This is a genomic window from Rhizobium sp. BK456, from assembly GCF_014194045.1.
Classification (GTDB): Bacteria; Pseudomonadota; Alphaproteobacteria; order Rhizobiales; family Rhizobiaceae; genus Rhizobium; species Rhizobium redzepovicii.
Genome location: NZ_JACIAO010000002.1, coordinates 453,644 through 472,377, shown reverse-complemented (window position 1 = coordinate 472,377; position 18,734 = coordinate 453,644). Strand labels below are relative to the sequence as shown.

The following is an 18,734-nucleotide window of genomic DNA, read 5'->3' as shown; positions in this document are numbered from 1 at the left end:
AAAGGCTGTGACAGCAGTTTTGTGGGCAGGAGCTAATTGTTTGCAAACAGTGCGCGCAGTAGCGACAACACGCCTGCCCCATTCGCATCGCTTTAGCCCGCGGTCGGTGGCGGTGTGGGGTCAAAGACGCGCTGGTGAGTAACTCAAGGCCATCACACCGCCCGCCTCGCACCCTCCATTGCGGCCGTCAAGTAGATCGAACTTTGGTCCTGGAAGTGCCGCCCTGCAGCGCTAGCAATGCCAGTCTTGAGCCGTTGCCAAGACGGCGAACAGTCATGCAACTTTCTCCTCTTGGTCGCGCAGAAGTTCCAAATTCACCATCTGCGAGGTATCATTCGGAGGCACATTGGGCGGGATATTAAATTCGCACGCCTAAGCGAGAATACAGGAGTCGGCCGATGACGCGCATTCGCAGGACGTCCGACATGGGCGCGACCTCTCGCCCGAGAACCACTGGCCTGCGGCAATTCCTCGACCTTGAGCAGCAGCGCGATTGGATAGCGGGCAAGATCGACTTGCCGGACACGGGCGACCGATTAGAGTCCCTGGAACAGCGCTTCAAATATGTCGCTCGATTTGAGAAACTGCTTAGCCGCCCGCAAGCAGGGGAAGTCCTGGAGATTCTCAAGCTATACGGTCCAAACTGCATTCCGATCCTGCGCAAGACCGAGCGCTACTACTGGTCGGTTTCCTGTCTGCCGTCGACCTCGGACAAGCCGCTCGTACGCGTCAATGCGAGCTGGATGGAGCTTTTTGCGCTCTATGCCCAAGACGAAGATATCCGCTCCCGATTCATCGTGCATCTTTCGGATTTCACCACAGATCGTTCAGCCACGCCGAGCCGAGTCGACGAACCCTTTCTCGAGCAAAGCGTCGCGATGCCAGAGCACATCAGCTATTTCTTCCCGCGTGGTGCGGACATTTTCGGCATCAATGTGCGTGGCTCTGTCTCGATCCGCAAATTCCTCACTAACCGCCGCGTGTTGCGTGCCATTCGGACGTTCAACTTGACGCATATGAACCGGGGGCGGAACGCCTACCAGGCGAGCCACTGCTACAGCGTGGCGGATTACATGCAGGCAGATTGAGGGGTTCTTCAGGAAGCGCCATCCTGGCTAACTCCCCGTCGCGTCCCCATTTCGCGAGGTCGAAAAGACAACGGAGGCGTACTTGAACTCTGGAACACGACGGCTTCAGGAAGCGGGCGCCCCGCAATTCCAAGTTAGTGACCGGACGTCTTCGCTTCCATATTGACCTCAACCACACTTGAGGAATTACAAACTCCCGAAGACATCTGATTCAGGGGAAAATGGATGAGCGGAGCTTTCTTTCGTGTCGACAAATTCGTCGTGCCGGCTGCGGCACGCGAGGAATTTCTCGTCAAGGTGATGATGACCCACAAGCTGCTGGAAGCGCAAGAAGGTTTCATCGATCACAGGGTATTGGAGCAGGTCGCCGGTCCCGGCGAATTCAATTTCGTCACCATTGCCGAATGGGAAAATACCGAGGTCGTCGAACGCGCGCGGGCAACCGTCGCGGCCGCCCACAAGGCCGCCAATTTCGATCCGCAGGAGATGTTTGCGCGTCTCGGCATTCGCGCCGATATCGCCAGCTACAAGCCTGTCGCGGCTTAAAATAACGCTGCCGGCTCAGGCGCCTGAAGTCGCGCCCTCCCGGCGAAGGAGAAGATAGAACCGCCAGCAGAGCATGACAGCCGCCGCCGCCAGCCCGACGAGGAAGCCGAACCAGATGCCGATGCCGCCGAAGCCCAGCGGGAAGGCAAAGGCCCAGGCGAGGAAGAAGCCGATCGGCCAATAGGCAATCAACGCCATGATCATCGGCACCCGTGCGTCTTTCAGACCGCGCAGCAATCCGTTGGCGACCACCTGCAGCCCGTCGACCAGCTGGAAAAGCCCGGCGACGACGATCAGTGGCCCGGCATAGGCAAGCACGGCAGGCGCCTCCGGCGAATTGACGTCGAGGAACCAGCTGCCGAGGAATTGCGGCATGGTGGCAAAGAGCACCGAGCCGACCGCCGAAATGGCGCAGGCAAGAATCAGCACCATGATCGAGGCGCGCACCAGCCCGCGGTAATCGCCCTGCCCGTGGGCGACGCCGACGCGCACCGTCGCCGCCTGGCTGAGACCGAGCGGGATCATGAAGGCGATCGAGGCCCATTGCAGGGCGATGCCGTGAGCGGCGAGTTCGATGGTGCCGATATAGCCCATCAGCAGCGAGGCCACCGTGAACAGGCTAACCTCGGCAAGCACGGTGACGCTGATCGGAAAACCGAGCCGGAGAACCTCAAGCAGCGCATGCCAATCAGGCTTCCAGAACCGCACGAAGATCTCGTAGCGCCGTGTCTCCTCCCGCTTCTGGACGAAGGCGAGAATGAACAGAAAGCCGGCCGTCTGCACGACGACAGAAACGATCGCCGCTCCTTCGAGCCCCATTGCCGGAAAGCCGAAATGGCCGAGCACCAGGGCATAGGCGAAGATCGCGTTCAGCACCAGCGTGGCGATGGTGACATTGAGGATGATGCCCGCCTTGCCGATGGCGCTGACGAGGGCCCGCATGACGTTGAAAAGCAGCGCCGGCAGCACGCCAAACTGGCCGATCATGATGTAGCCATGGGCAAGCTTGGCCACCTCCGGCTTCTGTTGCGCGAAGAGAAGGATCTGCTCCGAATTGAAGAAGGCGGGCTGCATGATGACCCAATATGCGATCACCACCCAGAGACCCATGCGCAGCGCCCGGCGCACGGAGACGACGTCACCGCGGCCATAGGCCTGCGCCACCATCGGAATGACGGCGATGGCAAAACCGGAGCCGAAGATCAGGATCGTGAACAGGAACTGCGCCGAAAGCACCATCGCCGCCAGATGCTCGGCGCCGAGGCGGCCGACGATCATCACGTCGGTGGTGTTGATGCCGAGCTGGGCGAGCTGCGCGCCGATCAACGGAATGCCGAGCGCCAGCGTTGCACGGAAATGTGCGCCCCAACGATTATCGGTTGTCGGCGCAAGCCTGCGCGCGTCGATCGGCGTGTCCATGACACCTAGTCCTGTGATTGAAATATGCGCCGCCGCACAATTTGCGGAGAAATATCATCGGGATTTAGAGGAAAGCCCCGCAAAGAACTACCCCAAAACAGGCAGATGATGAAAAATTCATCATCGCATCACCATTTCTGATTGATCAGCCCGCCGCCTCAAGCGCATCCGCCGGCTGACGGACCCGGACCCGCACGAGGAACACGCCGGCGGCCACCAGGATGAACAGGGCGGCGGTCAGGTAGGGCGCGCCGGCAAAGGTTATAGGCGCCTCTGGCCGGGTGAAATAGCTGAACAACTGGGTGAAGATCAGTGGTCCGACGATGGTGGTGATGCTGCTGAGACTGGTGAGCGCACCTTGCAGCTCGCCCTGCGCCGAGGGCGGCACCTTGCCGGCAGCGATACTGCGCAGCGGCGGATCGGCGACGTTTTCCATGACGGTCGCAACGATCACGACATAGACCACCCAGCCCTCCCACGCGAAGGCATAGCCGGTCAGCCCCGCCGCCGAAAAACAGAGGCCGAGAAGCGCTGTCTTCCATTCGCCGAGCAGAGGCACGACGCGCGGCAATACCAATCCCATCACCAGCGCGGCGCCGATGCCGTAAATGCCGAGCGACAGGCCGATCTGTCCCTCGCTCCAACCGTAGCGATAGGTCGAGACGAAGGACCAGACCGAGGGATAGACGGCATGCGCGAGGAAAAACAGGAACATCACGAGGCTGACCCAGCCGATGCCCGGATAATGGCGCATCTGCCGCAGCGCGCCGAGCGGATTGGCGCGTTTCCACTCGAAGCGGCGGCGATTCCTAGCCTCCAGCGTTTCCGGCAGCAGGAAGCAGGCGGCGATGAAATTGACGAACGAGAGTGCTGCCGCGCCGAGGAACGGCACACGCGGGCCGAATTCGCCGAGGACACCGCCGATAACGGGGCCGATCGTGAAGCCGACGCCGAAGGCGATGCCGATCAGCCCGAAATTCTTCGCCCTGTTCTCCTCGGTGCTGATATCGGCGATATAGGCCGAGCACGTGGCGAAGCTGCCGCCGCTGATGCCGGCAAGCACGCGGCCGACAAACAGCATCCAGAAGCTGGTGGCGATGCCGCAGATGAAATTGTCGATCGCGAATGTCAGCACCGACAGCAGAAGGATCGGCCGGCGGCCGAACCGGTCGGAGAGGTTTCCGAGCAGCGGCGCGAACAGGAATTGCATGCCGGCATAGACGAGCATCAGCCAGCCGCCATCGATCGCCGCATCGCTGACGCCGCCGCCGGTCAGTTGTTCCAGATAGGCGGGCAGCACCGGCATGATGATGGCGATGCCGATAATGTCGAGGAAGAGAATGATGAAGACCAGGAAAAGGCCGCGACGGACGAATTTGGGGTCAAGCATGAGGCATCTCTACAGCGGTTCGTTCTGAAAAGACGATCTCGTCGCCGAGAAACTGACATAGCTCAGAAAACAAAACGAAACAATCCGTGAACATTTCAAAGTTTTTGATAATGCAGAACGGGAAATTTATGAAATCCTTCAACCTTGGGGCGCGGCAACGTGATCATTGGCTCCCTTGCAATCGCATTGACGACGTCCAGATCATTCGGGGAATGATCGTTCATTGTGCGGCCCTGCGCACGGCCCGTTCGAGACCATCCGGATTATCGCGCAGGGGCGAAGGCTGTAAAAACGGCATCCGGCAGCGCCGCTTGTGCGCGCATTAGGGAGAAGACAATGCAGACCTATCGTTTGGGAAAGACCGGACCTAATGTTTCGGCCATCGGCCTCGGCTGCATGGGCATGTCGGGCATGTACGGCCCTGCCGACCGCGCCGAAAGTATCGCGACGATCCATGCCGCACTCGATGCCGGCGTCAATCTGCTCGACACCGGCGATTTCTACGGCATGGGCCATAACGAGATGCTGATTGGCGAGGCGTTGAAGGGACGCAGGCGCGAGGATGCGGTCATCAGCGTCAAATTCGGCGCGCTCCGCGATCCCGCTGGCGGCTGGAGCGGCATCGACGCCCGCCCGGGCGCGGTGAAGAATTTCCTCGCTTACACGCTGCAGCGCCTCGGCGTCGACTATATCGACATCTACCGCCCGGCCCGCCTCGATCCCAACGTGCCGATCGAGGATACGGTCGGCGCCATCGCCGACGTGGTCAAAGCAGGTTATGTCAGGCATATCGGCCTGTCCGAAGTCGGCGCCGACACCATCCGCCGCGCAGCCGCTGTTGCCCCGATCGTCGACCTGCAAATCGAATATTCGCTGATCTCGCGCGGCATCGAAGAGAAGATCCTGCCGACGACGCGCGAACTCGGCATCTCGATCACCGCTTACGGCGTACTCTCGCGCGGCCTGATCAGCGGCCACTGGCAAAAGGGCCAAGCCGCCGCCGGAGACTTCCGCACCCATAGCCCGCGCTTCCAGGCGGGCAACATCGAGCAGAACCTCGCTTTGGTGGAAAAACTGCGTGAGATCGCGGAGGCAAAGAGCGTCTCGGTCGCCCAGATCGCCATCGCCTGGGTCGCCGCCAAGGGCAAGGATATCGTCCCGATCATCGGCGCCCGCCGCCGCGACCGGCTGACCGAGGCGCTCGGCTCACGCGCAGTGGATCTGTCGGCGGAAGATTTCGCCGCGATCGAACGGGCAGTCCCGAAGGATGCGGCTGCCGGCGGGCGTTATCCGGAGCATATGCTGCAGCATATGGATAGTGAGAGGTAGTGAAGTGGGACGAAGGACTAAAACGAGCGTCCTGCCGTGCAGCCCCCTCATCCGCCCTACGGCCACCTTCTCCCCGAGGGGAGAAGAAGGAATGAGATGCTGCGGCAAGTCCTCTTCTCCCCGGCGGGGAGATAGGTGGCCCGAAGGGTCGGATGAGGGGTGAATGACGAAGGAACCAAGTCCTGAGCGCAAACGAAGGACAGTCCCTTCCCCTCACACCGGCCCCGAGAACGTATCGCAAGCCGACAGTTGCCCGCTGTCGAAGCCGCGCTTGAACCATCTGACGCGCTGGGCCGAAGTGCCGTGGTTGAAACTCTCGGGCACGACGTAGCCCTGGGACCGCTTCTGCAGCGTGTCGTCGCCGATCTGCTGGGCGGCGTTCAGCGCCTCCTCTAGGTCGCCGGACTCCAGCAAGCCCTTCTGCTGGGTATATTTGCCCCAGATGCCGGCGAAGCAATCGGCCTGCAGCTCGACGCGCACCGACATCTTGTTGGCCTCTTCCTCGCTCATGCGCTGGCGGGCCTGGTTGAACTTCGGCAGGATGCCGAGCAGGTTCTGCACGTGATGGCCGACCTCGTGAGCGACGACATAGGCTTCGGCGAAATCGCCGGACGCGCCGAACCGGTTGGAGAGTTCCTGGAAGAAATCCGTGTCGAGATAGAGCTTGTGGTCACCGGGGCAATAGAACGGTCCGGTTGCCGCCGATGCGGAGCCGCAGGCCGATGCCGTCGAGCCCGAAAACAGCACGAGGCGCGGCTCCTCGTAAGTCTGGCCTTGCGCCTGGAAGATGCCCGTCCAGGTATCTTCGGTTTCGGCAAGCACGGTCCGCATGAAGGCGGTCATCTCATCATTGGCGGGCGTCCGCGTGCCTTCCGACTGGCTCTGTTCGTAGCCGGGGCCGCTCGTCATGCCGCCGCCTTCGAGCACCTGCAGCAGATCGACGCCCATCATCTTGAAGATGAAATAGATGACGACGAGGAAGATGATCGTGCCGATGCTCAAGCCGCCGCCGGCGCGGCGAACGCCGCCGCCGGAAGGAAAGTTGAAGCCACCGCCGCGGCCGAAACCGCCGCTGCTCGGGTCGCCGCGGCGATCCTCGACATTATCGGACTGACGCCGGCCTCTCCATTCCATCTTCGTTCTCCCCGGCAATGCCCGTGATTGCACTTAACGAATCTATATATCCGTCGACGGCTGGAATTCCAGCGAGTTCATCGAGGGCTAGTAGTCCTGCCTGACGAAATAGTCTTCCGCGCCGTGTTGGATTCCTGTCGATTCCGCGATTTATGGGGTTCCGTTTGCAAATACATTTGCCTATAAGCCGCTTCTAGCCTGAAAAGACCTTCAATGCGCGACCCGACCCGGTGATCTCCCACCCTGGCCGGCTTTTTGCGCAGCCAGACAATGGATATCGCCCATGCCGAAGCGCCAAGACATCAAATCGATCCTCATCATCGGCGCGGGACCGATCGTCATTGGCCAGGCTTGCGAGTTCGACTATTCCGGCACCCAGGCCTGCAAGGCGCTGAGGGAGGAAGGCTACCGCGTTATCCTCGTCAACTCCAACCCGGCGACGATCATGACCGATCCGGGCCTTGCCGATGCAACTTACGTCGAGCCGATCACCCCCGAGGTCGTCGCCAAGATCATTGCCAAGGAGCGCCCGGATGCGCTGCTGCCGACGATGGGCGGCCAGACGGCTTTGAATACCGCGCTTTCGCTGAAGCGCATGGGCGTGCTCGACCGCTACAATGTCGAGATGATCGGCGCCAAGCCCGCCGCCATCGACATGGCCGAGGACCGGGCGCTGTTTCGCGAGGCGATGGCCCGCATCGGGCTGGAAACGCCGCGCTCGATGCTGGCGAACGCCACCGATATCAAGGATCTCGACCGCAAGACGCATGAGGCCGAACGCAACAAGCTGCGCGAAAGCCTCTCGGGTCCCGATCTCGACAAGGCATTGGACGAACTGGAAAACCAGTGGAACCTCGGCGAGAGCGACCGAAAGCAGCGCTACATGAGCCATGCCATGGCGATTGCCGCCCAGGCGATCGATCATGTCGGCCTGCCCGCCATCATCCGCCCCTCCTTCACGCTCGGCGGCACCGGCGGCGGCATCGCCTACAACCGCTCGGAATTCTTCGAGATCGTCGGCGGCGGCCTCGATGCCTCGCCGACCACCGAAGTGCTGGTCGAGGAATCGGTGCTCGGCTGGAAGGAATATGAAATGGAAGTCGTCCGCGACAAGGCGGACAACTGCATCATCATCTGCTCGATCGAAAACATCGATCCGATGGGCGTGCATACCGGCGATTCGATTACCGTCGCCCCGGCGCTGACGCTGACCGACAAGGAATACCAGATCATGCGCAACGCCTCGATCGCGGTGCTGCGCGAGATCGGCGTCGAGACCGGCGGCTCAAACGTCCAGTTCGCCGTCAATCCGAAGGACGGCCGCCTGGTCGTCATCGAAATGAACCCGCGCGTCTCGCGCTCCTCGGCGCTCGCCTCCAAGGCCACCGGCTTCCCGATCGCCAAGGTCGCCGCCAAGCTCGCCATCGGTTATACGCTCGACGAGCTGGACAACGACATCACCGGCGGCGCAACCCCTGCCTCCTTCGAACCGTCCATCGACTATGTCGTCACCAAGATCCCGCGTTTCGCCTTCGAGAAATTCCCCGGCGCCTCGCCGGTGCTGACGACGGCGATGAAATCGGTCGGTGAAGTCATGGCGATCGGCCGCACCTTCGCCGAATCGCTGCAGAAGGCGCTGCGCGGCCTCGAAACCGGGCTGACCGGCCTCGACGAAATCGAGATCCCCGATTCCGAGGAAGGCGAATCCAGCCACAACGCCATCCGCGCTGCCATCGGCACCCCGACGCCGGATCGCCTGCGCATGGTCGCCCAGGCGCTGCGCATGGGTCTCAGCATCGAAGAGGTGCATGAGGGCTGCAAGATCGACCCCTGGTTCATCGCCGAGCTCAAGAACATCATCGACACGGAAGCCCGCATCCGCGAGCACGGCCTGCCCGAGGATGCCGCGAACCTGCGCATGCTGAAGGCCATGGGCTTTTCCGACGCCCGTCTGGCCACGCTGACCGGCAAGCGCCCGAAGCAGGTCGCCGAACTTCGCAACAGCCTGAACGTCCGCCCGGTCTTCAAGCGCATCGATACCTGTGCCGCCGAATTCGCCTCGCCGACCGCCTATATGTATTCGACCTACGAGACACCTTTCGTCGGCGCCGCCCGCTCCGAAGCTGAGGTTTCCGACCGCAAGAAGGTCGTCATTCTCGGCGGCGGCCCGAACCGCATCGGCCAGGGCATCGAGTTCGATTATTGCTGCTGCCATGCCGCCTTCGCGCTGAAGGATGCGGGTTATGAAGCGATCATGATCAACTGCAACCCAGAAACCGTCTCGACCGACTATGACACGTCCGATCGCCTCTACTTCGAGCCGCTGACGGCCGAGGACGTCATCGAGATCCTGCGGGCCGAGCAGGAAAAGGGCGAAGTCGTCGGCGTCATCGTCCAGTTCGGCGGCCAGACGCCGCTGAAGCTTGCCGAGGCGCTCGAGAAGAACGGCATCCCGATCCTCGGCACCGCACCCGACATGATCGATCTTGCCGAGGACCGCGATCGCTTCCAGAAGCTTCTGATGAAGCTCGACCTCAACCAGCCGAACAACGGCATCGCCTATTCGGTCGAGCAGGCCCGCCTGGTCGCCGCCGAAATCGGCTTCCCTCTGGTCGTGCGTCCCTCCTACGTGCTCGGCGGCCGCGCCATGCAAATCCTGCATTCAGAAGGCCAGCTGCAGACCTACCTGCTGGACACGGTTCCGGAACTGGTGCCCGAAGACATCAAGCAGCGTTATCCCAATGACAAGACCGGCCAGATCAACACCCTGCTCGGCAAGAACCCGCTTCTCTTCGACAGCTATCTCAGCCATGCCATCGAAGTCGATGTCGACTGCCTCTCTGATGGAACCGACGTCTATGTCGCCGGCATCATGGAGCATATCGAGGAAGCCGGCATCCATTCCGGCGACAGTGCCTGTTCGCTGCCGCCACGCTCGCTGCCCGTCGAACTGATCGACGAACTCGAGCGCCAGGCAAAGGCGATGGCCAAGGCGCTCAATGTCGGCGGCCTGATGAACGTCCAGTTCGCCATCAAAGACGGCACCGTCTACGTTCTGGAGGTCAATCCGCGCGCCTCGCGCACCGTGCCCTTCGTCGCCAAGACCATCGGCGCGCCGATCGCCAAGATCGCCGCGCGCGTTATGGCCGGCGAGAAGCTCGATGCGACCTTTGCCGCCTATGGCGAAAAGCCCGATCCGCGCAAGCTCACGCATATCGCCGTCAAGGAAGCAGTCTTCCCCTTCGCCCGCTTCCCCGGCGTCGACACGCTGCTCGGCCCGGAGATGCGCTCGACCGGTGAAGTCATCGGCCTCGACACCGATTTTGCGCTGGCCTTCGCCAAGTCGCAGCTCGGCGCCGGCGTCGAGCTGCCGCGTGACGGCACGGTGTTCGTCTCGGTGCGCGACGAGGACAAGCCACGCGTGCTGCCGGCGATCCGCATCCTCGTCGAACAGGGCTTCAAGGTGCTGGCCACCGGCGGCACCGCCCGCTTCCTCGGTGAAAACGGCATCACCGCCACCAAGATCAACAAGGTGCTCGAAGGCCGCCCGCATATCGAGGATGCCATCCGCAACCGCCAGGTTCAGCTGGTCATCAACACTACGGACGGCAACAAGGCGATCTCGGATTCGAAGTCGCTGCGCCGCGCGACGCTGATGCAGAAGGTGCCCTACTACACAACCATGGCCGGCGCCGAAGCTGCCGCCCAAGCGATCAAGGCGCTGAAGGCTGGCAATCTCGAAGTCCGGCCGCTGCAGAGTTACTTCGCCTGAGATAGAGCAATTCCAGCGGCGCCATCGCTCGGTGAGCGATGGCGCGTCTTCACTGGAATCACTTTAGCCGGCGGACGCCATAAGCCGCTGAATCTGCAGCATATCATTGCGAAATCGCACCATCTCCTCCGCTTTCAGTCGCTCGTCGGGAATGCGCAGCAGATAGGAGGGATGCACCGTCACGAAGAGCGTGCGTCCTCCTTCGATCGCCATTGCCTTTCCCCTGACATCCTGCAGGCGCTCCTTCACGTCGGTCAGCGCCGCAAGCGCCGTCGCCCCCATGGCGACGATCAGCTTCGGTTTGACGAGCGCCAGTTCCAGATCCAACCACCAGCGGCAATGCTTCACCTCGCCCATATTCGGCTTCTGATGGATACGGCGTTTGCCGCGCGGCTCATATTTGAAGTGCTTGACGGCATTGGTGACATAGAGCGCCGAACGGTCGATGCCGACGTCCGCGATCACCTGGTCGAGCAGTTTGCCGGCCGGGCCGACGAAGGGGCGCCCGGCAATATCCTCCTGATCACCCGGCTGCTCGCCGACGAACATCACCTCTGCATCGCGCGGCCCCTCCCCGAAGACGGTCTGTGTCGCCTTGGCATGAAGCGGGCAGCGGGTGCAGGCGGCGGCTTCGGCGCTGAGGGCTTCGAGCGTGCCGGCCGGCGCTTCGCGTTCTATGGGAAGGTTGCGGGCGGCCTCCTGAAGCCGGTCGTGAAAGGGCAGCGATTGCGTCGCCTCGCGCGCGGCCATCGCCCGCACCTGGCTCTCGGCGGAGGCGATCAGCCCGGGGATAAGATCGGCTTCCGGCAGGTTCTTCCAGTATTTTTTCGGCATTTCCGCCTGCATCGCCTTCAGCTTCAGCCGCGCCGGATTGAAAATGCTGGCATAGTAGGTGCGCCATAGCTCATCGGTGGTATCGGTGAGATTGGGCTTCTCGCAGGGGGCATCGCTGATCGTCAGCCGCTCGCCATCCCAGGCCGCCGACCCTTTGGGCGTGGCGATCAGCCAATCCATATCGGTGAAGCGCCGTTGGAAGAAGGGTGCCGTGCGCCTGACGATATGATGGTCCGGCTCGAACCAAGCGATGAATTTTCGACGGCCAGCAGCTGCCGCACCAACCTCTTTGAAACGGACGAAAGCCGTCATCTTGTGGGCGTCGCGCCGGACATTTTTTGCCATCAGGCGAGCCCGCACGACATCCTCGTCGGAGGCCACTTCGAGCAGTTGCCGGTCCATCTGCAGCCGCCAGAGCAGGCGGTAAAGCAAGGAGAACCGCGCCGGGTCGGAGTGGCAGAGGACCGTCTCGGCAAGCTCGATAAAGGCGGGCGGCACCGTCATCGGCTTGCGTGTCACCGGCACCGGCGGCATGGCGTCGCGTTGGAACGAAAGATCCGCCTCTGCGCTTTTTTCCCGCCAGTCGATCTCCTCAGGCAAAATGCCGGCGGCGGCAAAGGCGCGCGCGGCATCGCGCCATTCGGCAAGATCGCCCCGTCCCGCCAGCACGACCCGGCGCATCATAGCAGCGACAATTGTTCAGGTTTCGGCTCGAACATAGCGCGAAGATCCGGGCGGTCGATCAGCCGGCGCGGCGACCAGCCTTCCGCCGAGACGAAGGACTGGACTTTCTTGATCGAGATGCCGAGCCGCGAAAGATCGTCGAGCCGCAGCCGGCGAAAGCGGCGGGCCGAAACGATTGATTTGACCGTCTTGGTGCCGAGACCGGGAACGCGCAGTAGGCGTTCACGTTCGGCTTTGTTGATATCGACGGGAAATTCGGCCCGGTTGGCGAGCGCCCAGGCAAGCTTCGGGTCGAGGTTGAGGTCGAGCATGCCGCCCGTCTGGTTGGCGGTAATTTCGTCGATGCCGAACCCATAGAACCGATAGAGCCAGTCGGCTTGATAGAGCCTGTGTTCGCGCATCAGCGGCGGCTTGATCAGCGGCAGGTTTTTCGATGAATCCGGGATCGGGCTAAAGGCGGAATAATAGACACGCTTCAGGCCGTAACTGCTGTAAAGCCGGCCGCTGGTCGCAAGGATCGTCGCGTCATTCGCGCCGTCGGCACCGACGATCATCTGCGTGCTCTGGCCGGCCGGCACGAAGCGCTGACGCTTCTTCGTGCGCAGCGTCGGCTCGCCGGCGGCCTCGATCTTCAGCCTCAGATCGCCCATCGATCGGCGGATATTGGCGGGCTTCTTTTCCGGCGCGAAGCGGCTGATGCCATTATCCGTCGGCAACTCGATGTTGAGCGACAGCCTGTCGGCAAAAAGCCCCGCCTCCTCGATCAGACGCGGCGACGCCTCGGGGATCGATTTCAGATGGATGTATCCGCGAAAATTATGCGTCACGCGCAGTTCGCGGACGATGCGGACCATCTCTTCCATCGTGTAATCGGACGAGCGAATAATGCCCGAGGACAGGAACAGGCCTTCGATATAGTTGCGGCGGTAGAATTCCAGCGTCAGCCAAATGACTTCTTCGGGCGTGAAGCGCGCCCGTTCGACATTGCTCGAGGAGCGATTGATGCAATAGGCGCAGTCGTAGATGCAGAAATTGGTCAGCAGTATTTTCAGAAGCGAAATGCATCGCCCATCCGGCGCATAGGCATGACAGATGCCGGATCCCTCGGTCGAGCCGAGCCCGCCGCTTGCAGCCGAATCGCGTTTCACCGTGCCGCTGGAGGCGCAGGAAGCATCATATTTGGCAGCATCGGAAAGGATGGCCAAGCGTTCTGTTAGCGATTTCTTCATCAGTATGTTCACTATATGTTCTTACGAACAAAGTCAATCGCGGCGATCCGGCCTTGAGCGCGTTTTTGCGCCTGATGACCCGCTGTGGCGGCGGCTCGCTTTTTCGTTAATGCGAATTTTCTGGAAATCGGCCTTGGCGATCTGCTATAAGCACTTAACTAGGATTGTGGCACGGTTCCGAAGCTCCCCTTCGGGACCTGTTTTCTTTTGTGTTCGCGCCTGCTGCGTGGATACAAGGAGTGAAGGACAGAAAAATGGTTGAAAAGGTACCAATGACACCGGGTGGTTTCGTCAAGCTGCAGGAAGAGCTGCGCTGGCGTCAGCAGGAGGAGCGCCCTCGAATCATCGAGGCGATCGCCGAAGCCCGTGCCCATGGCGACCTTTCCGAAAACGCCGAATATCACGCCGCCAAGGAAGCCCAGAGCCACAATGAAGGCCGCATCAGCGAGCTGGAAGACCTGACGGCGCGCGCCGAGGTCATCGACCTGACGAAGATGTCCGGCGACAAGATCAAGTTCGGCGCCAAGGTGAAGCTCGTCGACGAGGACACCGAAGAAGAAAAGACCTACCAGATCGTCGGCGACCAGGAAGCCGACGTCAAAGCCGGCCGTATCTCCATATCCTCGCCGATCGCCCGCGCGCTCATCGGCAAGGAAGTCGGCGATTCCATCGAGGTCAATGCCCCCGGCGGCTCCAAGGCCTACGAAATCCTTCAGGTTTCCTGGGGCTGACCGCCCGCCACAGACGAGACCCCTCCCTTGCCTGATATGCGTGACGTCGAGATCATCGCGCCCAATTTCAAGCGCCGGCTCTCCGGCGTCACGTCGACCATCGTCCAGCTCATCCCCTGCCAGATCCGGCTCGGCATGAGGATCGCAACGCTCGGCCCCGGCCTGCCGGAAGGCTTGGCGAAGCTGAGATGGTCGCAGCTCCTTGGCCTTTGGCGCCCGCCGCCGCGCCGGCGGCGGCGTGTCTGGCACGCCCGCCGCAACAATGAGATGGCCGTCGGCATCCTGCTTCGCCATCTCCTGCGCATGCCGCTGAAACTCATCTTCACCTCGGCCGCGCAGCGCCGCCATACCGCCTATACGAAATGGCTGATCCGCCGCATGGACGCGGTGATCGCGACCAGCGACCGCTCCGGCTCGTTCCTCGAGGTGCCGCACACGGTCATCCAACACGGCGTCGACCTTTCGCTGTTCCATCCGCCGGCAACGGCAGAAGACGGCATTGCCGCCACCGGTCTGCCGGGCCGTTATCTGGTCGGCTGTTTTGGCCGCGTGCGCCATCAGAAGGGCACCGATCTTTTCGTCCGTGCAATGATCGAACTCTTGCCACAGCACCCGGAATGGACGGCCGTCGTCTCCGGCCGGGTGACGGCGGAGCACATCGCCTTCGCAGACAAGCTCAAGGCGGATGTCGCCGCCGCGGGCCTTAGCGACCGAATCCTCTTCCTCGGCGAAGTGCCCGATATCAAGGTCTGGTATCGCCGCCTGACGCTTTATGTCGCCCCCTCCCGCAACGAGGGTTTCGGGCTGACCCCGCTCGAAGCCATGGCTTCGCGAACGGCGGTGGTGGCATCGGACGCCGGCGCCTATGCCGAGCTCATAGCCGAAGGTGAGACCGGATCGGTGGTGGCGGCCGGCGACAGTGAAGCGCTGACACGGGCGATCGCGCCTTATATCGCCGATCCCGGTCTGGCGGTCGCGCATGGCGAGAATGCACTGCGCCATGTCAGAGCGAATTTTGCGCTGGAGAAGGAAGCAAACGCGATCGGCGCCATTTACGACCGTCTTCTCGGCGGCAACCGCTGAAGCAGAAAGCGAAACGGCCCGTCGGATAACGGGCCGCTGCAAAGATTGCCAACAATCGTGCTGATTATTCCGCCGGCTGCAGTCCGGCGGCCGGAGCGCTTTCTTCTGTCTGGCCGCCCAGGGCCCTGGCGAGCTGCGCGGTATCCAGTTCGTTTTCCCAGCGTGCCACGACGATCGTCGCCACGGCATTGCCGACGAGGTTGGTCAGCGCCCGGCATTCCGACATGAAGCGGTCGATGCCGAGGATGAGCGCCATGCCGGCGACCGGCACGGAGGGCACGACGGAGAGCGTGGCGGCAAGCGTGATGAAGCCGGCACCGGTGATGCCTGCGGCACCCTTGGAGCTCAGCATCGCTACCAAGAGCAGCAGGATCTGGTCACCCCAGGAGAGGTTGATGCCGGTTGCCTGGGCGATGAACAGCGCCGCCAGCGTCATGTAGATGTTGGTGCCGTCGAGATTGAAGGAATAGCCGGTAGGGATGACGAGGCCGACGACCGAGCGCTTGCAGCCGGCCTTTTCCATCTTGTTCATCAGGCCCGGAAGTGCGGCCTCCGACGACGAGGTGCCGAGAACCAGCAGCAGCTCTTCCTTGATGTAGCGCAGCAGCGCCAGGATCGAGAAGCCATTATAGCGCGCAACGGCGCCGAGAACGACGAGAACGAAGAGCAGCGACGTGAGGTAGAAAGTGCCGATCAGCATGGCGAGATTGGCGATCGATCCGATGCCGTACTTGCCGATGGTGAAGGCCATGGCGCCGAAAGCGCCGATCGGGGCAGCTTTCATCAGGATGGCGACGAGCTTGAAGACCGGCGCCGTCAGAGCATTGAGGAAATTGACGACCTGCTCGCCCTTTTCGCCGACCATGGCAAGCGCGATGCCGAAGAGCACCGAGAAGAACAGCACCTGCAGAATGTCGCCATCGGCAAAGGCGCCGACGATCGTCGTCGGAATGATATTGGTCAGGAAGCCGACGATGCTCTGCTCATGCGCCTTCGAGGCGTAGGTGGCGACGGCGGTGGGATCCAGCGACGCCGGGTCGATATTCATGCCGGCGCCGGGCTGGACGACATTGGCGACGACCATGCCGATGACCAGCGCCAAGGTCGAGAAGGTCAGGAAGTACAGCATCGCCTTGCCGGCGACGCGGCCGACCTTCTTCAGGTCGCTCATACCGGCAATGCCGGTCGCCACCGTCAGGAAAATGACCGGCGCGATAATCATCTTGACGAGTTTGATAAAGGCATCGCCGAGCGGCTTCAGCTGCGCGCCGAGTTCGGGATAGAAATGGCCGAGAAGGATACCCGCGGCGATAGCGGCGAGAACCTGAACGTAAAGATGGGAATAAAAGGGCTTCTTGCCCTTGCTGTCTGCGACTGCATCAAATGGTGCTGCGATCATGATGTCCTCCTTAAGGCTCGTCCGGAACGAACTCCGGCCTCCCGAGCCGTTCGCTTCAATCCAACAGCTCAGCCGTTGTTGCCATCTCCTTCGCAATCACTGTGCCAGTTTTGACGTACCTGACTAGAGCGTTGATTTTATTTAATAAAAATTTCCACGACCGATGAAAGCCCATCAAGAAACGCGGAAATCCGCACAAATCCATTTGCAACTAGTGCAGAAAAATGCACAAATTCGCCATGTCCCTGTCCCTGTCATCGCTGTGGCCTTCCCTGCCCCTGCGGCACCGCATCCGCCGGATGTGGTGGGCTTATGCAGTGATCGCGCTTGTTGCCGCCGCCCTCGGTCTGTGGGCAAGCGGCGAGATCGGCCGGCGCCATGCCGAGGCGGCCCTCGAAGAACAGGCCCGCACCGATGCCAGGCTGAATGCGGCATTGCTGCGCACGGTTCTCGAAAAATACCGGGCGCTGCCTTTCGTGCTGTCGCAGGATACGGCACTCGCCGCAGCCCTTGCGGGAAACGATGCCGGCACCTTCGAGCGGCTCAGCCAGAAGCTGGAGACGCTGGCGGCGGGAACCAAGGCTGCGGTCATCTATGTCATCGACAAGGACGGCATGGCGGTTGCGGCTAGCAACTGGCGCGAACCGACGAGCTTCGTCGGCAACGACTATCGTTTTCGGGAATATTTTCAGGGTGCGGTCGCTGAAGGACAGGCCGAGCACTTCGCGCTCGGCACAGTCAGCAAGAAACCCGGCCTTTATATCTCCGAGCGGATATCAGGCAGCAGCGGGCTGCTCGGTGTCGTCGTGGTCAAGGTCGAGTTCGACGACGTCGAAGCGGATTGGAGCGCCACGGACGCCCCCTCCTATGTCATCGACGATCGCGGCATCGTCCTCATCACCAGCGTTCCCTCCTGGCGGTTCATGACGATCGGCCGGATCCCCGGGGACCGGCTGACGACGATCCGCGAAAGTCTGCAATTCGGCGATGCGCCGCTGCAGCCGCTGCCGCTCGATACTGTGCGAAGTCTCGGCGAGAACCTCGACATCGTCGAAGTCGTCATGCCGGGAAGCGCAGGAAAAACCAGCTTTCTCGATGTCGGGATGCCGGTTCCCGCGACCGCCTGGCATTTGCAGCATCTCGTGGCGCTGGGGCCGTCCGTCGATGCGGGCATTCGCGAGGCCCGTATGTTGGCGCTGCTCACGCTCTTGCCGCTGCTGGCGGGCGCCGCCTTCCTGTTGCGCCGCCGCCAGGCGGTCACCCTCAGGATTTTGAGCGAACAGCAGGCGCGGGAGGAATTGGAACGGCGCGTGGCCGAACGGACACAGGATCTCAGCCAGGCGCGGGATCGGCTGCAGGCCGAGATCGTCGGCCACAGGAGCACCGAGCAGAAGCTGCAGGCGGTGCAGCAGGATCTGGTGCAGGCCAACCGGCTGGCGATCCTGGGCCAAGTGGCGGCCGGCGTCGCCCATGAGATCAATCAGCCGGTGGCGACCATCCGTGCCTATGCCGACAACGCCCGCACCTTTCTCTACCGCGGCCAGACCGCGCCGGCCGGTGAAAATCTCGATAGCATCGCGGCGCTGACGGAACGTATCGGCTCGATCACCGAGGACCTGAAGAGTTTTGCCCGCAAAGGCCGCGGCAGCGCCGAACCAACCGGCTTGAAGGATGTCATCGAGGGGGCCGTGATGCTGTTGCGCAGCCGCTTTGCCGGCCGCATGGACACGCTCGACATCGACCTGCCGCCGCCCGACCTGCAGGTCATGGGCAACAGGATCCGCCTCGAACAGGTGCTGATCAACCTGCTTCAGAACGCGCTTGAAGCGGTGGCGCCGAAGGCCGACGAGGCGCGCGTCGAGGTCAGGACGTCAAGCGAAGGGGAGATGGTGACGCTGACGGTTGCCGACAACGGCCCCGGCATTTCGCCTGAGATCCGCAAGGGCCTGTTCACGCCGTTCAACACCTCGAAGGAAAGCGGCCTCGGCCTCGGGCTGGTCATCTCCAAGGATATCGTCGGCGATTACGGCGGCCGGATGGAAGTTGACAGCAACGGCGGCGGGACTCGGTTCGTCGTTCATCTGAGGAAGGCTTGA

General features: G+C 62.0%; 13 protein-coding genes. 7 read left to right on the top strand and 6 right to left on the bottom strand.

Annotated elements, in window-relative coordinates; all coding sequences use genetic code 11:
- Positions 1 to 398 precede the first annotated feature (398 nt).
- Both FHX03_RS08535 and FHX03_RS08530 read left to right on the top strand, forming a co-directional pair.
- Positions 399 to 1,088, top strand: a complete 690-nt coding sequence (locus tag FHX03_RS08535; protein WP_245426847.1) for a hypothetical protein — start codon at positions 399 to 401, stop codon at positions 1,086 to 1,088.
- Positions 1,089 to 1,313: 225 nt separating this feature from the next.
- Positions 1,314 to 1,634: an antibiotic biosynthesis monooxygenase family protein gene (locus FHX03_RS08530; RefSeq protein WP_097626798.1), complete on the top strand. Its 321-nt coding sequence runs from the start codon at positions 1,314 to 1,316 to the stop codon at positions 1,632 to 1,634.
- A 15-nt stretch (positions 1,635 to 1,649) separates the two neighbouring features.
- Here the strand turns inward: FHX03_RS08530 and FHX03_RS08525 are convergent, their stop codons facing one another.
- Positions 1,650 to 3,053, bottom strand: coding sequence for an MATE family efflux transporter (locus FHX03_RS08525; RefSeq protein WP_097626796.1), 1,404 nt, complete (start codon positions 3,051 to 3,053; stop codon positions 1,650 to 1,652).
- 145 nt (positions 3,054 to 3,198) lie between these two features.
- A complete protein-coding gene (locus FHX03_RS08520; protein ID WP_183853282.1) occupies positions 3,199 to 4,443 on the bottom strand; it encodes a TCR/Tet family MFS transporter in 1,245 nt (414 codons plus the stop codon).
- 336 nt (positions 4,444 to 4,779) lie between these two features.
- Here FHX03_RS08520 and FHX03_RS08515 point away from each other — a divergent pair, with 336 nt between their 5' ends.
- Positions 4,780 to 5,772 (top strand): aldo/keto reductase, encoded by a 993-nt coding sequence (locus FHX03_RS08515; protein ID WP_097626792.1) that lies wholly within the window; start codon positions 4,780 to 4,782, stop codon positions 5,770 to 5,772.
- A gap of 213 nt (positions 5,773 to 5,985) precedes the next feature.
- Here FHX03_RS08515 and FHX03_RS08510 read toward each other — a convergent pair whose 3' ends face one another.
- Positions 5,986 to 6,906 carry a neutral zinc metallopeptidase gene (locus tag FHX03_RS08510; protein WP_097626790.1) on the bottom strand — a complete coding sequence of 307 codons (921 nt, stop codon included), beginning with the start codon at positions 6,904 to 6,906 and terminating at the stop codon, positions 5,986 to 5,988.
- Positions 6,907 to 7,189: 283 nt separating this feature from the next.
- Between FHX03_RS08510 and carB the strand changes: the two genes are divergently transcribed.
- Positions 7,190 to 10,678: a carbamoyl-phosphate synthase large subunit gene (gene carB / locus FHX03_RS08505; protein ID WP_097626788.1), complete on the top strand. Its 3,489-nt coding sequence runs from the start codon at positions 7,190 to 7,192 to the stop codon at positions 10,676 to 10,678.
- Between the two features lie 63 nt (positions 10,679 to 10,741).
- On the opposite strand, the gene FHX03_RS08500 is transcribed toward carB, so the two are convergent.
- Both FHX03_RS08500 and FHX03_RS08495 read right to left on the bottom strand, forming a co-directional pair.
- Positions 10,742 to 12,193, bottom strand: a complete 1,452-nt coding sequence (locus FHX03_RS08500) for a UdgX family uracil-DNA binding protein (protein WP_183777658.1) — start codon at positions 12,191 to 12,193, stop codon at positions 10,742 to 10,744.
- Positions 12,193 to 13,425 carry a putative DNA modification/repair radical SAM protein gene (locus tag FHX03_RS08495; RefSeq protein WP_097626786.1) on the bottom strand — a complete coding sequence of 411 codons (1,233 nt, stop codon included), beginning with the start codon at positions 13,423 to 13,425 and terminating at the stop codon, positions 12,193 to 12,195. Before FHX03_RS08495 ends, FHX03_RS08500 begins: the two co-directional genes overlap by 1 nt.
- A gap of 254 nt (positions 13,426 to 13,679) precedes the next feature.
- Between FHX03_RS08495 and greA the strand changes: the two genes are divergently transcribed.
- Together greA and FHX03_RS08485 are read left to right on the top strand one after the other, a co-directional pair.
- Positions 13,680 to 14,156, top strand: a complete 477-nt coding sequence (greA, locus tag FHX03_RS08490) for a transcription elongation factor GreA (RefSeq protein WP_003565408.1) — start codon at positions 13,680 to 13,682, stop codon at positions 14,154 to 14,156.
- A 27-nt stretch (positions 14,157 to 14,183) separates the two neighbouring features.
- A complete protein-coding gene (locus tag FHX03_RS08485; RefSeq protein WP_097626784.1) occupies positions 14,184 to 15,239 on the top strand; it encodes a glycosyltransferase family 4 protein in 1,056 nt (351 codons plus the stop codon).
- A 64-nt stretch (positions 15,240 to 15,303) separates the two neighbouring features.
- Here FHX03_RS08485 and FHX03_RS08480 read toward each other — a convergent pair whose 3' ends face one another.
- Complete coding sequence (locus FHX03_RS08480; protein ID WP_097626782.1) at positions 15,304 to 16,638, bottom strand: dicarboxylate/amino acid:cation symporter; 1,335 nt, start codon at positions 16,636 to 16,638, stop codon at positions 15,304 to 15,306.
- Positions 16,639 to 16,862: 224 nt separating this feature from the next.
- Between FHX03_RS08480 and FHX03_RS08475 the strand changes: the two genes are divergently transcribed.
- A complete protein-coding gene (locus FHX03_RS08475; RefSeq protein WP_097626780.1) occupies positions 16,863 to 18,734 on the top strand; it encodes an ATP-binding protein in 1,872 nt (623 codons plus the stop codon).

Excerpts from the sequence above, each read along its gene's own strand:
- FHX03_RS08525 (WP_097626796.1), bottom strand. The coding sequence starts at position 3,053 with ATGGACACGCCGATCGACGCGCGCAGGCTTGCGCCGACAACCGATAAT.
- FHX03_RS08475 (WP_097626780.1), top strand. The coding sequence starts at position 16,863 with ATGCACAAATTCGCCATGTCCCTGTCCCTGTCATCGCTGTGGCCTTCC.
- FHX03_RS08535 (WP_245426847.1), top strand. The coding sequence starts at position 399 with ATGACGCGCATTCGCAGGACGTCCGACATGGGCGCGACCTCTCGCCCG.
- FHX03_RS08500 (WP_183777658.1), bottom strand. The coding sequence starts at position 12,193 with ATGCGCCGGGTCGTGCTGGCGGGACGGGGCGATCTTGCCGAATGGCGC.
- FHX03_RS08530 (WP_097626798.1), top strand. The coding sequence starts at position 1,314 with ATGAGCGGAGCTTTCTTTCGTGTCGACAAATTCGTCGTGCCGGCTGCG.
- FHX03_RS08480 (WP_097626782.1), bottom strand. The coding sequence starts at position 16,638 with ATGATCGCAGCACCATTTGATGCAGTCGCAGACAGCAAGGGCAAGAAG.
- FHX03_RS08520 (WP_183853282.1), bottom strand. The coding sequence starts at position 4,443 with ATGCTTGACCCCAAATTCGTCCGTCGCGGCCTTTTCCTGGTCTTCATC.
- FHX03_RS08515 (WP_097626792.1), top strand. The coding sequence starts at position 4,780 with ATGCAGACCTATCGTTTGGGAAAGACCGGACCTAATGTTTCGGCCATC.
- FHX03_RS08510 (WP_097626790.1), bottom strand. The coding sequence starts at position 6,906 with ATGGAATGGAGAGGCCGGCGTCAGTCCGATAATGTCGAGGATCGCCGC.
- carB (WP_097626788.1), top strand. The coding sequence starts at position 7,190 with ATGCCGAAGCGCCAAGACATCAAATCGATCCTCATCATCGGCGCGGGA.
- FHX03_RS08495 (WP_097626786.1), bottom strand. The coding sequence starts at position 13,425 with ATGAAGAAATCGCTAACAGAACGCTTGGCCATCCTTTCCGATGCTGCC.
- greA (WP_003565408.1), top strand. The coding sequence starts at position 13,680 with ATGGTTGAAAAGGTACCAATGACACCGGGTGGTTTCGTCAAGCTGCAG.